This window comes from Bacillus sp. F9_6S_D1_P_5, assembly GCF_054823925.1.
On record NZ_JBTREW010000007.1, the window covers coordinates 40,287 to 53,961 of the forward strand.

The 13,675-nt window shown below is 34.5% G+C and carries 13 protein-coding genes, 1 riboswitch and 1 other annotated feature; of the genes, 10 read left to right on the forward strand and 3 right to left on the reverse strand.

The features are described from left to right. Positions 1 to 375: 375 nt before the first annotated feature. Positions 376 to 634 (forward strand) — a binding site (T-box leader). 70 nt (positions 635 to 704) lie between these two features. The 3 genes from asnA to ACUXEY_RS10435 all read left to right on the forward strand — a co-directional run bounded on the left by asnA (position 705) and on the right by ACUXEY_RS10435 (position 2,404). Continuing rightward, positions 705 to 1,688, forward strand: a complete 984-nt coding sequence (gene asnA, locus ACUXEY_RS10425) for an aspartate--ammonia ligase (RefSeq protein WP_461300620.1) — start codon at positions 705 to 707, stop codon at positions 1,686 to 1,688. Between the two features lie 135 nt (positions 1,689 to 1,823). Next, complete coding sequence (locus ACUXEY_RS10430; protein ID WP_461300621.1) at positions 1,824 to 1,937, forward strand: helix-turn-helix transcriptional regulator; 114 nt, start codon at positions 1,824 to 1,826, stop codon at positions 1,935 to 1,937. An 83-nt stretch (positions 1,938 to 2,020) separates the two neighbouring features. Next, positions 2,021 to 2,404, forward strand: a complete 384-nt coding sequence (locus ACUXEY_RS10435) for a helix-turn-helix domain-containing protein (RefSeq protein WP_166702454.1) — start codon at positions 2,021 to 2,023, stop codon at positions 2,402 to 2,404. A gap of 194 nt (positions 2,405 to 2,598) precedes the next feature. On the opposite strand, the gene ACUXEY_RS10440 is transcribed toward ACUXEY_RS10435, so the two are convergent. Together ACUXEY_RS10440 and ACUXEY_RS10445 are read right to left on the reverse strand one after the other, a co-directional pair. Then, a complete protein-coding gene (locus ACUXEY_RS10440; RefSeq protein ID WP_461300622.1) occupies positions 2,599 to 3,051 on the reverse strand; it encodes a VOC family protein in 453 nt (150 codons plus the stop codon). Positions 3,052 to 3,392: 341 nt separating this feature from the next. After that, complete coding sequence (locus ACUXEY_RS10445; protein WP_461300623.1) at positions 3,393 to 4,622, reverse strand: aspartate kinase; 1,230 nt, start codon at positions 4,620 to 4,622, stop codon at positions 3,393 to 3,395. Positions 4,623 to 4,821: 199 nt separating this feature from the next. Continuing rightward, positions 4,822 to 5,008: riboswitch (Lysine riboswitch) on the reverse strand. Positions 5,009 to 5,199: 191 nt separating this feature from the next. Here ACUXEY_RS10445 and ACUXEY_RS10450 point away from each other — a divergent pair. From ACUXEY_RS10450 to ACUXEY_RS10460, 3 genes are read left to right on the forward strand one after another with little or no spacing between them, the layout of a single operon-like run. Further along, positions 5,200 to 6,108: a DoxX-like family protein gene (locus ACUXEY_RS10450; RefSeq protein WP_429602961.1), complete on the forward strand. Its 909-nt coding sequence runs from the start codon at positions 5,200 to 5,202 to the stop codon at positions 6,106 to 6,108. A gap of 3 nt (positions 6,109 to 6,111) precedes the next feature. Then, positions 6,112 to 6,723 carry a DUF4166 domain-containing protein gene (locus tag ACUXEY_RS10455; protein WP_166702461.1) on the forward strand — a complete coding sequence of 204 codons (612 nt, stop codon included), beginning with the start codon at positions 6,112 to 6,114 and terminating at the stop codon, positions 6,721 to 6,723. Between the two features lie 5 nt (positions 6,724 to 6,728). After that, on the forward strand, positions 6,729 to 8,354 hold the full coding sequence (locus ACUXEY_RS10460) for a YndJ family protein (protein WP_461300624.1): 1,626 nt from the start codon (positions 6,729 to 6,731) through the stop codon (positions 8,352 to 8,354). 28 nt (positions 8,355 to 8,382) lie between these two features. On the opposite strand, the gene ACUXEY_RS10465 is transcribed toward ACUXEY_RS10460, so the two are convergent. Then, entirely contained in the window at positions 8,383 to 8,868 is a 486-nt protein-coding gene (locus tag ACUXEY_RS10465) for an 8-oxo-dGTP diphosphatase (RefSeq protein ID WP_144610915.1), read from the reverse strand. 168 nt (positions 8,869 to 9,036) lie between these two features. Between ACUXEY_RS10465 and ACUXEY_RS10470 the strand changes: the two genes are divergently transcribed. The 4 genes from ACUXEY_RS10470 to ACUXEY_RS10485 all read left to right on the forward strand — a co-directional run bounded on the left by ACUXEY_RS10470 (position 9,037) and on the right by ACUXEY_RS10485 (position 13,665). After that, complete coding sequence (locus tag ACUXEY_RS10470) at positions 9,037 to 10,284, forward strand: N-acetylmuramoyl-L-alanine amidase (RefSeq protein ID WP_166702465.1); 1,248 nt, start codon at positions 9,037 to 9,039, stop codon at positions 10,282 to 10,284. Positions 10,285 to 10,538: 254 nt separating this feature from the next. Beyond that, positions 10,539 to 11,951: an S-layer homology domain-containing protein gene (locus ACUXEY_RS10475; RefSeq protein ID WP_461300625.1), complete on the forward strand. Its 1,413-nt coding sequence runs from the start codon at positions 10,539 to 10,541 to the stop codon at positions 11,949 to 11,951. 144 nt (positions 11,952 to 12,095) lie between these two features. After that, positions 12,096 to 13,358, forward strand: a complete 1,263-nt coding sequence (locus tag ACUXEY_RS10480; protein ID WP_429602957.1) for an MFS transporter — start codon at positions 12,096 to 12,098, stop codon at positions 13,356 to 13,358. A 28-nt stretch (positions 13,359 to 13,386) separates the two neighbouring features. Further along, positions 13,387 to 13,665, forward strand: coding sequence for a hypothetical protein (locus tag ACUXEY_RS10485; protein ID WP_088092052.1), 279 nt, complete (start codon positions 13,387 to 13,389; stop codon positions 13,663 to 13,665). Positions 13,666 to 13,675 lie beyond the last annotated feature (10 nt).

A 13,675-nucleotide genomic window follows, 5' to 3' on the forward strand; every position in this document is an offset into this window, starting at 1 on the left:
TGATAATAGTCAATGATTTAGAACATACTCTTTATAAATGACTATGATTGCTTTAAGTAAAAATAAACTGCTTGAATGCTATAGTATAACACGAATTTGCACGTAAACTGAAAGGAATTACAAAGAAAATGAAAATAATACGAAATACTGCGGATTCTATATTTCGAACGATTACATTACTTGTTGTGTATACGTTAGTTTCGGTTAGTGAAACGTTTTGTGGATTGACAAGGCAAAATAAGTGAAGATGTTATATTGAAAACAATCAATAAAGCCGTAAAATAAAGAATTGAAAAATATTTTTAAATTTTTATTGACTTTCTTTATTTTTTGTATAGAATAATCATTAATAAAATGTTTCAGAGATGTGACAACAAAACGACTATGAAAGGACGAGTAGTAGTAGGATGTAGTCTAAGCGAGTCAGGGGTGGTGTGAGCCTGATACGAAGCCTATTATGAAGAACCTCCTGGAGTTGCTAACCGAAATCCTTTACAGGAAAGTAGACTTAGCCGGGAACTTCGCCGTTACAAGAAGAACAGTATCGAGATATTTCATCTCCGTATTGTATAAGTGAGCAACCTCTGTTGCTAATTTGGGTGGTACCGCGGAACCAAAGCCTTTCGTCCCAGTTTTTTGGGAAAGAAGGGCTTTTTTTGTTGGCTTCTTTTCACAACATCCAAACATTTTAGGAGGAAACCACCATGTATCAATCATTAATGACAGTAAGAGAGACTCAAATCGCAATTAAGGAAGTTAAAACATTTTTCGAGGATCAATTAGCAAAACGCCTTGAACTATTCCGCGTATCTGCACCATTATTCGTAACGAAAAAATCAGGATTGAACGATCACCTAAACGGTGTAGAACGTCCAATTGAATTTGATATGTTACATTCAGGAGAAGAATTAGAAATTGTTCATTCACTAGCGAAGTGGAAAAGATTCGCATTACATGAATATGGATATGAAGCTGGTGAAGGTTTATATACAAACATGAACGCGATTCGTCGTGATGAAGAACTTGATGCAACACATTCTATTTACGTTGACCAGTGGGATTGGGAAAAAATCGTTCAAAAAGAATGGCGTACTGTAGATTACTTACAAAAAACAGTACAAATAATTTATGGAATATTCAAAGATTTAGAAGACCACTTATTTGAAAAATATCCGTTCTTAGGAAAGTATTTACCAGAAGAAATTGTTTTCATCACTTCCCAAGAACTAGAAGATAAATATCCAGAATTAACACCGAAAGATCGTGAACATGCAATTGCGAAAGAGCACGGTGCAGTCTTCATTATCGGAATTGGTGATGCACTTCGTTCAGGTGAAAAGCATGATGGGCGCGCAGCTGATTATGATGATTGGAAATTAAACGGTGACATTTTATTCTGGCACCCAGTATTACAATCTTCATTCGAATTATCATCAATGGGAATTCGTGTTGATAGTAAATCACTTGATAAGCAGTTAACGAAAACAGGTGAAGACTTCAAACGTGAGTATGATTTCCATAAAGGTATTTTAGAAGACGTACTACCATTAACAATTGGCGGTGGTATTGGACAATCAAGAATGTGCATGTACTTCTTACGTAAAGCACATATCGGTGAAGTTCAATCTTCTGTATGGCCTGACGATTTACGTGAAGCTTGCAAGAAAGAAAACATTCATCTGTTTTAATAGAAGGGAGAGGATAACTTCAAGAGTTATCCTCTTTTTTTATTGTGTAAACGAATGGTTTACAGTGAGTTTTACTAATGGTTTCTTTCTTTTTCGGACCCTTTTATGTAATAATTTGTTAAAGGAGGGGACGTTATGAGCTTAGGACAACAACTTAAAAGATTACGAGAGTCACAAGAGTTTTCACAGGAAGATGTTGCTAAAAAGATTGGTATAACGAGGCAAGCAGTGTATAAAGTGAAACTTTAATCAGTGGGCGATTTATCCTACTGATTATTAGTTGAACCAATCGGGCTTTTATAGGCAGTTAATCGCATCTGGCTGCCTTGATTGTGCTTAAAAGCTTTGATGAGATTTATTGCCTGTTAAAGCGGGGTAAGTGGGAAAATGATAAAAGTTGCCCTGATATTGAAAACTTGATTTTATTGAGCGAAATGTATAATGTTACGCTCGATGAGTTAGTAAAAGGGAGCCGAAATTTAAAAGGGAAAATACATATTGATGAAGATGGGGATTTTGAGAAAGAGAATGAGTTTGGTTTTTATATTGGATGTGGTTTGTTAATTATGAGTGCTTTCATTGATTATGAAAAAATACAGGTAGTTGTATTAGGAGTTGCACTATTCATGATGGTTTTTTACTCTGACGTAAAGAAAGTGATTTTGAATGAGTTCAGATCGTTTTTTAAAAGAAAAGATATGTATGATAAGAAGTGAGAAGGGTCGGTTATATTTCCTAGGAAAGAGTATAACAAGCAATTGAATTGTTTTATAATAATTTTGAGATATTGATAGTATGTTAAAAAGTCCAAACAAGCATAACCCCGTTCTAAAGCTAGGACGGGGTTGAACATCTAAGCTTTATTAAGAAAGAATTTCTTTCAAATATTTTTACTTCAGTAAAACATTACTTATTTGTTACCGAGTTCTTCCGCTAAACCGATTAAAATTCCTTCGGTTCCGCGAATGTAGCAGAGTCGATATGAGTCCTCGTACTGAACTATTTCACCAACGAGCTGAGCACCATGCTTAGTCAGTCTCGATACCATTTCATCAATGTCCTCAACGGTGAACATGACGCGTAAATAACCGAGGGAATTTACAGGAGCTGTCCGATGATCTGCAATAGTAGGTGGTGTGAGAAATCGTGAAAGTTCAATTCGGCTATGGCCATCTGGGGTTACCATCATAGCAATTTCTACGCACTGAGAACCGAGTCCTGTTACGCGACCAGCCCATTCACCTTCGACAGTAGCTCGCCCTTCGAGTTTTAATCCAATCTCCTCGAAGAAAGAGATTGCGTTATCAAGTGATTCTACAACGATGCTGACATTGTCCATTCTTAGTAATCTGTTGCTTGCCATAGTCTGTATCTCCTTATATGTATAAATTTATTATCTAACTATCTTTGTAATTATACAAAATTCCGTCTAAACAAAAAACACCTTGTCACAGTGTATGAAAATGTGAAAAGGTGTTTTCGGGTATAGCATATAATATCTTGTTAACGAACAAGACGTCGTAAACCCTCTATGATATAAATATGCGCGAACTTATTATGTTCAAGTAGTTTCAAGAATTTGATACTGTAATTGCTATTCACTAAAAGAACTTCGACTTTCCAACAAAATAGTCCTACCCTGTTTCTATTTATATAGGAAGAAAATAGATTCATATAATTTGTTTTAAGTTTTACTAGTGGAAATTAACTCATCTGCACTAAAGGCTCAATTTTCGCCATAAATGATTGATGCAGCGCTTCAACACCTGTTACTAAATGAAGACGGTCAATAACGACAGACACTTTAATTTCTGATGTACTTACCATTTTAATATGAATATTTTCTTCTTTTAAAGTAGTGAACATATTCGCAGCAACACCAGGATTAGAGACCATACCAGATCCTACAATTGATACTTTTGCTAAATGATTTTCATATTCTACAGATTCATAGTGAAGTGTTTCTTGATTTTGTTCTAATACCTCTAATGTTTCTTTTAAATCATTAGAATGGATTGAGAAGGAGAGATGAACAGTTCCTTCATTTGTAATACTTTGAATGATGATGTCTACATTAATATGTGCCGCTGCTAATGTAGAGAAAACTGTTGAAAGTGCACCTTGTTCCAATCCTTTCATTGTGACGCGTGTAATATTATCTTCAAATGCAATACCTTTAACGATTGATTGTTGTTCCATGTTACATTCTCCTTTTACAATTGTTCCGTTTTCTTGTTCCATACTTGAGCGAACTTCTAAAATGACATTATGATTTTTAGCAAACTCAACAGCACGCGGGTGTAATACACCAGCACCGAGGTTTGCAAGTTCTAACATTTCGTCATAAGAAATTGCATCTAATTTATAAGCATCTTTTACAACTCGTGGATCTGTCGTATATACGCCGGTCACATCTGTGTAAATATCACATTTTTTTGCTTTCAGTGCAGCAGCTAATGCAACAGCAGTCGTATCAGAACCACCGCGTCCAAGCGTTGTAATTTCATGATTTTCACTCATTCCTTGGAATCCAGCTACAATAACGATCGTACCTTCAGTAAGATAAGATTGAATTCGATCTGTCTGAATATCAGTAATCCGTGCACTACTATGTACAGATTCTGTTGTAATACCAGCTTGCCATCCTGTTAATGAAATTGCGTTATAACCTTTTGCTTGTAGTGCCATCGTTAATAATGAAATAGTCACTTGCTCTCCTGTTGATAGAAGCATATCCATTTCGCGTTTACTTGGATTTTCTGTAATAGCGTTAGCAAGTGCGACAAGTTCATCTGTACTTTTTCCCATTGCTGAAACGACAGAGACGATACTATGTCCTCGTTCATATTCTTCAATAATTAAATTTGCTACATGTTGAATACGCTCAACACTTCCAACAGAAGTGCCACCAAATTTTTGTACAATCGTTTCCATTACGAATTCCTTCTTTCATCCATTTTTAAGAATAGATCAGGACATATATTAATCCCAATATTCCTGTAGTTACCAGAGAAAAACAAAAAACACCATCTCAAATAAGTGAGGATGGTGCTGTTACAGGAAAAGGGAAACAGAAAACGGAGCTAATAAAAAAACCGCCAAAAAAGGAATATCATAAAAATGATATCTCTTTTTTGTAGATAGCTCTTCATACGTACACGTCTGTACATATGACAGTTCTGTTTCTATTCGAAAACAGCCCCAATCGATAAATGCAGAGAAAATTATCGATTTCGGCAATACTTCCTTTCATCTAATTTCATAGACATCTCTGTGTCTCCATTAGAATACTCATAAGTATCGCAACCTCTATCTCACGTTTTAGGCGAGAGTGTTTGATTTATGAAGTTGTTGGTAACATTTGTTTTATAATAATTTAAATTTTTCGGGGAATCAAGTGTTTTGTATAAATTTTAAAAATTCTTTCTTTTATAAAGGGAGTTTGTGAAAAATGTAGCAAAATAAATTCATTGCATGTACATTAAAATTATAGTGCATTGGAGGTGGAAGAATGAAGAGGAAAAAGCCTATTTATGTTTCGGCAGAAATGAACACAACAATGGAGAAATTATGGGAATACACGCAAGAACCACGTATACATACAGAATGGGATGCCCGCTTTACTGAAATTTCGTATTTAGAGAAAAAAGAAGGAGAACCACAGAAGTTTTTATATAAAACAAAAATCGGATTTGGACTTGAAATAGCTGGTGAAGGGGAATCGATAGGTGAAATAAGAAAAGAAACGGGAGAACGTATTTCTTCTTTAAAATTTTGGACGGATAATAGATTATCTCTTATTCAAACAGGGCGTGGTTATTGGAAGTATACACCGCGTAAAGAACACATTCATTTTGAGACGCAATATGATTATGATACGAGGTTTGGTCGTATAGGGAATGTAATAGATTTCTATATATTTCGGCCGTTATTAGGCTGGGCGACTGCTTGGAGTTTTGATGCTTTAAAGTTATGGTTAGAAAAGGGACTCCATCCAAGGTTACTAATTAGAAGAACAATGACATATTGGCTCGTATGTTTTTTTATTGCTTTTGTATGGATGTATCAAGGGATAGTGCCGAAACTAGTGTTTACTCATTCAGAAGAAGTAAAAATGTTGTCTGTGATAATTGGTTCAACTGCGCATAGTATTTTTCTAGTTAAAATAATTGGATTACTAGAAATTATTTTTGGTGTCCTATGGCTGTTGCCATTTCAAAAACGAAAAGTATTTATCGTACATATTTTTATGTTAATAGCTTTAACGATAGCGGCAGGATTTACGAATGTCGCAAGCTTTACAGAGCCGTTTAATCCAATTACATTAAACGTTCTACTAATGGGGTTATCAATTGTCGGTTATATAAATAGTGCGAATTTGCCAAGTGCAAAAAATTGCAAGAGGAAAAGAAAGGAATAATGTATGGCTAATATGTATGAAAGACTATTAGGGGATTCTTATACAAAACTTCATCCGAAATTACAGAAACGCTATGAAATTACGGAAGAAAATAGCTTTACTGGAGAAGGAAATATGGATGAAATTTACGGAGGTTCTTTTTTCGTAAAATTGATATTAAAAATTGCATCGAAGTTTAGAATGTTTTTCTCTGAGCGGGGGAAGGAAGTGCCATTTACAATACATAATACCGCTGAGCGAGATGAAAATGGAAATGAATTTGTACGATGGAATCGTACTTTTTATTTTCAAAATAAAAAAAGATATTTTAACGCTGTTATGCAGTGGGATGAAGAGAATAATGAAATTGTGGATTATTTTGGTGAACCACACATACTTGTTTCTACTCTGAATTTTCATATTGATGAAGTGGGGGCAATGCATATTTCTTCAAAGAAACAATGGTTTTACATGTTTGGAAGAAAAGTCCCGTTGCCTAGATTCTTATATGGAGAGGCCGACATTGTAGAAAGTTATGATGAAACAAGGCAATGCTTTCGAATTCATGTACAAGTACGAAATCCGTTAATTGGTTCATTATTTTCATATAAGGGGACATTTGTGGAAAGGAAATAAATGATATGAAAAATATAATAGTTGGACTTGCTTGTTATATTATTTTTCTAATATGTGAGTGGTCAAATGTAAACCCAGTTGAAGCAATTATTTTATTATCTATTTTGTTATTTATACCGATGTCATTTTGCATCATTGATAAGAAAACAAGAAATGGATCATATATGTTTTTTTATAAATTTATATCGTTGTTATATCCAATCGCAGCAATTAGTGCAATGTTAGCTTTCGTAACAAACCACTATTTTTTTGCGTTACTTTGGTTTGTATATACAGGAATTGTTACATTATTTGGTGTGAGTAGATTACTAGAAAGAGGATGGAAACCGCTAGAAGAGACAGCTATCGATAGTGCGTTTATATATTTGTTTTTAGGTGGTTTTTGGTTTTTTGCTTCTGTATCAAAACTCTCCATTATGCACTTTAGTTCTGACATTGTTTTACTCACAGCTGCACATTTTCATTATTCGGCATTTCTATTGCCGTTATCAGCTGGTTTAATTGGGAGAAAAAGAGAAAAGAGAAGTAAAGTATATGATGCCATTATGTTTGTCATCGTCATTTCACCTATGTCAGTTGCGATCGGGATTACATACTCAAGGGTATTTGAATTTTTTGCTGTGTTGCTATATTTATGTGCGATTTATGTGTATGGTATTTATGTTTGGCGCACGAAATTTAATGCTATTAGTGCAAAGATTCTCCTGATCATATCGTCTAGCACACTCATGGTAACAATTATGTTTTCACTTATATATTCGTATGGGAATTTGAAACATGTAATGACGATTACAATTGCTCAAATGGTTTGGATTCACGGTGTTGTCAATGGAATTGGAGTAGCGTTACCAGCATTTGTCGGCTGGATGATTGAAAATAGTGCTCCAAATTATAAATATTACGGGAAGCCAATGAGCGGGTTAAGAGGAAATGCGACAGTTGGTGAAGCATTTTTACATAACAGAAATTTAATAGATAGTAAAGAATACAAAGGTTTAGTTGATAATATGAATGATTTTCATAGTGAGGCATTTGACGTGACGAAGATTCCTTTAAGTATTATTCGCTTTTATGAAAATACAAAAGAGTATGAGTTACAATCACATATTAAATGGACTCGCTGGTTCCGTCCGGTAGCATTTTGCTATGAGAAAATGAGTAAACGTATAGGGCAAATACATTTAGGAATGGGCGGCAAGTGGGAAATGATGCATGGCTCTATCATCGGGGTAATAGATGAGAAGGATGGGAGAGAGAATGTAAGGGCTTGGCTAAGAAAAAATGAAGCAGAAGAATCTATTTTTGTAGCTCTTTACTCAAAACATACATATGAGGACGAGACGTATATGAATATTGCATTACCTTTGCCATATTCGAATATGACAGGGATTTTGAAAGTATGTAATAAGAGTAATGATTTAATCATTACTAGTAAGCTGAGAAGAAATGGGAAGGGAGATGAGGGGATTTATTTACATACTCGTTTCTTTACAATACGTTTACCGTTAGCAGAGACTTTTATTATTAAAGAGAACACGGATCACATATTAGAAGCTAATCATAGAATGTGGATATTTGGAGTTAAGTTTTTAGAAATTGATTATAAGATTAAGAAAAAAGAGGAGAAGTAAGAAAAGCTTGGAGAGATTCCAAGCTTTTTTACGTATGCGTAATTGTCATAGCAACTTGTTTATCTAAGTCGCGGTCCCAAACACGTTGAATTTCAAACGTACCTTTTTCAAAAAATAATGGGAATCTCTCTTTAAACCAATTTTGCATAGGAAGATTTAATGCTGTATCGATTGGTACCCATAATAATTCGCCCTCTGGAGGATTCATAAGAAGTTCGCCTTCAAATGAGTCTGTCCAATAATTAAATACCATATATCGAACATTTTCTTTCGGATTTACGTATTCATCTAATCCCTTAAAAGTTAAATTTGAAACAAGTAATCCAGTTTCTTCTTTTACTTCTCGTTTAGCAGCTTGAACGATACTTTCTGGGAAATCTACTTTTCCGCCAGGAGCGATGTAGCCAGGGAAGCCTAGATGATCGGGGCGCTGTATTAGCAATACTTCGTTATTCCGCTGAATCATACACATCGTGTAAATACGGTGTTCTATATCTTTCCAATTGTTGCTCATACGAATCTCTCCCTTTTAAAACCTTATAGTTTTTAACTATAGTTATATATGACAAAAAATACAATAATAATACAAAATTATACAAATTACAATTGACTATTACTAATTTTCAGAACTATAATTAGTCTGTTACATAAATACATTGTACTTGAGAGGGGAATATATTCTATGAAAAATAGAATAATCGCAGCAGGATTAATTGCAGCTAGTATATTATCTTATTCATCTAGTAGTTTCGCACAAACAAAAACGTTTCCAGATGTCCAAGCAGGGCACTGGGCAGAAGATTCTATTAACTACTTAGCAGCAAAAGGCGCAGTTACAGGTAACGAGAAAGGAATGTTCGAGCCTGGAAAAGAGATCACTCGTGCAGAAGCAGCTACAATGATGGTTAAAATCTTAAACTTACCATTCGATAAAGATGCTAAACCATCTTTCGGCGATTCTCAAAAACAATGGTATACTCCATTCATCGCAGCTGTAGAAAAAGCTGGCGTTGTTAAAGGAAAAGGCGAAGGCGTATTCGATCCAAATGGAAAAATCGACCGTGTTTCAATGGCATCTCTTCTTGTAGAAGCTTACAAATTAGAGTCTAAAGTAAACGGTACTCCAGCAACTAAATTCAAAGATTTAGAAACATTAAACTGGGGTAAAGAAAAAGCTAACATCTTAGTTGAATTAGGGATTTCAGTTGGTACTGGTGACAAATGGGAACCTAAGAAAATTCTAACTAAAGCAGAAGCAGCTCAATTTATTAAAAAAGCAGATTCGCTTAAAATAGGAAACCCTTTAGTAGAAAAGGTAGTTATTATTGATCCTGGTCATGGAGGATTTGATCCAGGGAATCCAGGACAAGGTGTAGAAGAAAGTAAAATTGTATTTGATACATCTTTAAGATTACAGAAGTTGCTAGAAAAAAATACACCTTTAAAAGCTTTGTTAACACGTGAAGAGAACGGAAATCCAGGAAGTAACAAAAATGAATCTCTTGCGAATCGAGTGAAATTTGGTCAAGAGAACAATGCGGATATATTTGTAAGCATTCATGCAAATTCTTCTGAAAAACATGATGGTCATGGAACGGAAACATATTATTATAAAAAATCCAAGCGTGGAGAAGAGACACAGATTGAAAAGGATAGCGAAGTATTAGCGAAGAAAATTCAAAATAGAGTAGTAGAAGCACTACATACAAGAGATAGAAAGATAAAAGACGATCACTCACTTTATGTAGTAAATAATAATACAGTACCAGCAGTTTTAACAGAGCTTGCCTTTATTGATAATGATATAGATAATGGTAAATTAGCTACTGAATCAGGAAGACAAATTGCTGCTGAGGCAGTTTATGCTGGTATTTTAGATTATTATGAATGGAAAGGTTTCGATGTTTCCAAATATCGTTTAGCTAAATAACAATGTTGATTGATAAGCCCATCGTCTATATAGAGATGGGCTTTTCGTGTGAACTTTTGTAATTTTATATCGGAATAAAAAGATACATCGTATTATGCTAATTATAAATAAAATAATGGTAGATTAGTTTATTTTTATCACGTATACTTTTACTGTTGACTAATTAAGAGTTTGTTAGTTTAATAGGGAAAATTATACGATAAAGGGAGGCAAGTTAACACGGGACAAGCATATACATAACGTGTTAAAAAATTATGAAAAAAGTTATTTCTAATGTGTTAGCAGTGACAGTCGCACTTCAAGTAGTGATGGCTCCGGCAACTTCGTTTGCATCTACAAAAGAATTTCCAGACGTTCCGAAAAATCATTGGGCACTTGAAGCGATTAATGATTTAACGTCAAAAGGGGTTATTGCAGGTTACGATAATGGTAAATTTGGCTTTGGAGATGTTGTAACTCGTGAGCAAGTAGCAGCATTAATGTATCGCGCATTAAAACCAGAAGCAAAAAGCGATTATAAAAATCCATACTCTGATATTAGTGCAGGAACGACGATGTTCCAAAAAGAAATTTTAGCGCTAACAGATATGGGGATTTTTGTAGGTGATGGTAAAGGGACGTTTAGACCGAAAGAATCGTTAACTCGTGCTGAGATGTCTGTTATTTTGCAAAAAGCATTTAAATTAGAAGTTAAAGCACCACATACATTTAATGATATAGATGCAACATATTGGTGGGCGAAAGAATCAATTAGTGCATTGCAATCAAATGGTGTAGCAGCAGGGAATAACCTTGGAGGATTTGATCCATCAGGTGTATTAACACGTGAAAGCTATGCACAACTATTATATAAAGCGATGCAAATTAAAAAGGATGTTCCTGTTGAACAGCCATCGTACATTAATCTAAATGTAACATTACCATCTAACGTAACAGCACAAGAGATTGATAATTTCATTGGAAAGTATCATCCTGACAGTCCGCTTATTGGAACGGGTAAAGATTTTATTCAAGCACAAAATGAGTATGGTGTGAGCGCATTATACTTAGCTGCACATGCAATCTTAGAATCTGGTTACGGGAAATCAGAAATTGCATATCGGAAACATAATCTATTTGGACTAAAGGCATTTGATTGGGATCCATTTGCATATGCAAAATATTTACCATCGTACGGGCAAAGTATTTCGTACAATGCTGATTATGTAAGAAAGAACTACTTAGAAGAAGGCGCTCCTCATTTCAATGGTTACACATTACCTGATATGAATGTTAAGTATGCAACAGATAAAGCATGGGCTGGAAAAATAGCTAATATTATGGAACGTATTAAGCCTTTCAATAACAAAGATTATCAAAATGTAAAACGATTAGCGAAAAATCCTAATACATTAAATGTAAATGCACTAGGCGAAGCGATTCCATATAAAGATTATGCAAAAGATGCAAAAGCTACAGTTCAATCGGTAGGATCTTACTACCAAGTTCCATTCCCGTTTAACAATCCAATTAAGAGTGTACCAAATGTTACACAAAATGAAGTTGGAAAATTAGAAAATGGCAAGAAAGTAAATGTATACCGTGAAGATCCAAACGGTTGGGTAGAATTTTCATTTGAAAATACTCAAGAAAAATATTGGACATTGAAGAAGAACTTAAAATTATAGACAAAAAAGGTGTTTTCACTTATGAAAACACCTTTTTATATTTTTATCAATAATTTAACAGTTTCATATATAATTATAAGTATTAAAGATTGAATTTTCTGTTTTATATTTAGTATTAACTTAATTTGAAAAGAGGAGAGAAGTATGCAAGGAGAAATACAAACAGAGAAAAATGTAAGTTATGTCGGTAAATTGTTATTGCCAGTTAAAGCGTCACCACATTTTAAATTTTTGTGGATTGGGCAATTGCTTTCGACTTTAGGTAGTTCAATAACGATGGTTATTTTGCCCGTCGTTGTGTATTCATTGACTGGTTCAACAGTTGTAATGGGAATGACGATGGCGATGTACATGCTTCCTAATATTCTTGCGTTACCGTTTGCTGGATTAGTCGTAGATCGAATTGATCGAGTGAAATTAATGTTATTTACAGATATAATTCGCTGCATATTAATGCTATTACTTGCAACACTTATATTTATGGATGTATTAACAATTCCACTTCTATATGTACTCGTAGCATTATATGGACTTATGGAAGGGATATTTCAGCCAGCGTATGCGGCTGTAAGAGCGAAAGTATTTGTACCGGAAATTCGAAATGCTGCTAATGCATTAACGCAAATGAGTAATCAAGGTATACGACTAATTGGACCGGCTCTTGGAGGATTGATCGTTTCAGTGGCATCTGCCGGAATAGGATTTGGACTAGATGCAGTAACGTATTTGTTATCATTTTTTTGTTTATTATTTTTAAGAGAAATAAAGTTTAAAAAAGTAAAACCCATTGAAAAGAGTAAAATCGATTACAAACAAGAGTTTATGGAAGGTGTTTTCGTTTTAAAAAGTCATCCGTGGCTATGGATTACAATATTAGTCTTTTCTTTCATCAATATTTGTTATGCAGGAATTATCGTCGTATTAATTCCATGGTTATTTAATGTTCATCATCATTTTGAAGCATACGTGTATGGATTAGGAATGGCATCCTCTGGTGTTGGAGCTGTACTTGCCGCGCTAATATTTGGCGGGAGGGAACGGTGGCGTAAGCGGGGATTACTTGCCTATGGTGGTGTATTAATAAGTGGTTGTGCGCTTTTAATAATGCCTTTTATTTCTTGGGCACCTGCTTTAATTGGGTTAATGGCAATGGAAGGTTTCGGTATGATGATATTTGGACTCATTTGGGAAACGAGTTTACAAGAGCTTGTACCAGAAGAAGCATTTGGAAGAGTGGCAAGCCTTGATATGTTAGGTTCATTTGCTTTATTGCCACTAGGTTATGTAGTTGTAGGATGGTTAGCTACTGTCATAGGTGGCGAGATAACGATTATAACATTAGCTATTTTAGTACTTGTAACAATTGGAGTAGCATTATGTGTACCGAGTATTCGACGATTTGATTGATGATATAAGGGAGGGAGAAACGACTTATATGATGATAGAAAACTTGAAAGATATAGTCGCAAAGGAATTGGACAGCCAATACGCTTTGCAAGAAAAGGTCTTTGAAGCAAAAAATTTTACAGTCTATATCGCTACCCATAGAGAAAATAAGTTAGCATATAACCAACTAGTATTAATAAAACATTTTTGTAACGAAAAGCCTTCCGTACATATTTGGTATAAGAAAATTAGCACCGAAGCAACAAAGCTGGACATTACAAAAGAAGTGACAGAAGCAATTCAATCTGGTTTTATAAATAAAGAGTAAGCCCTAATCA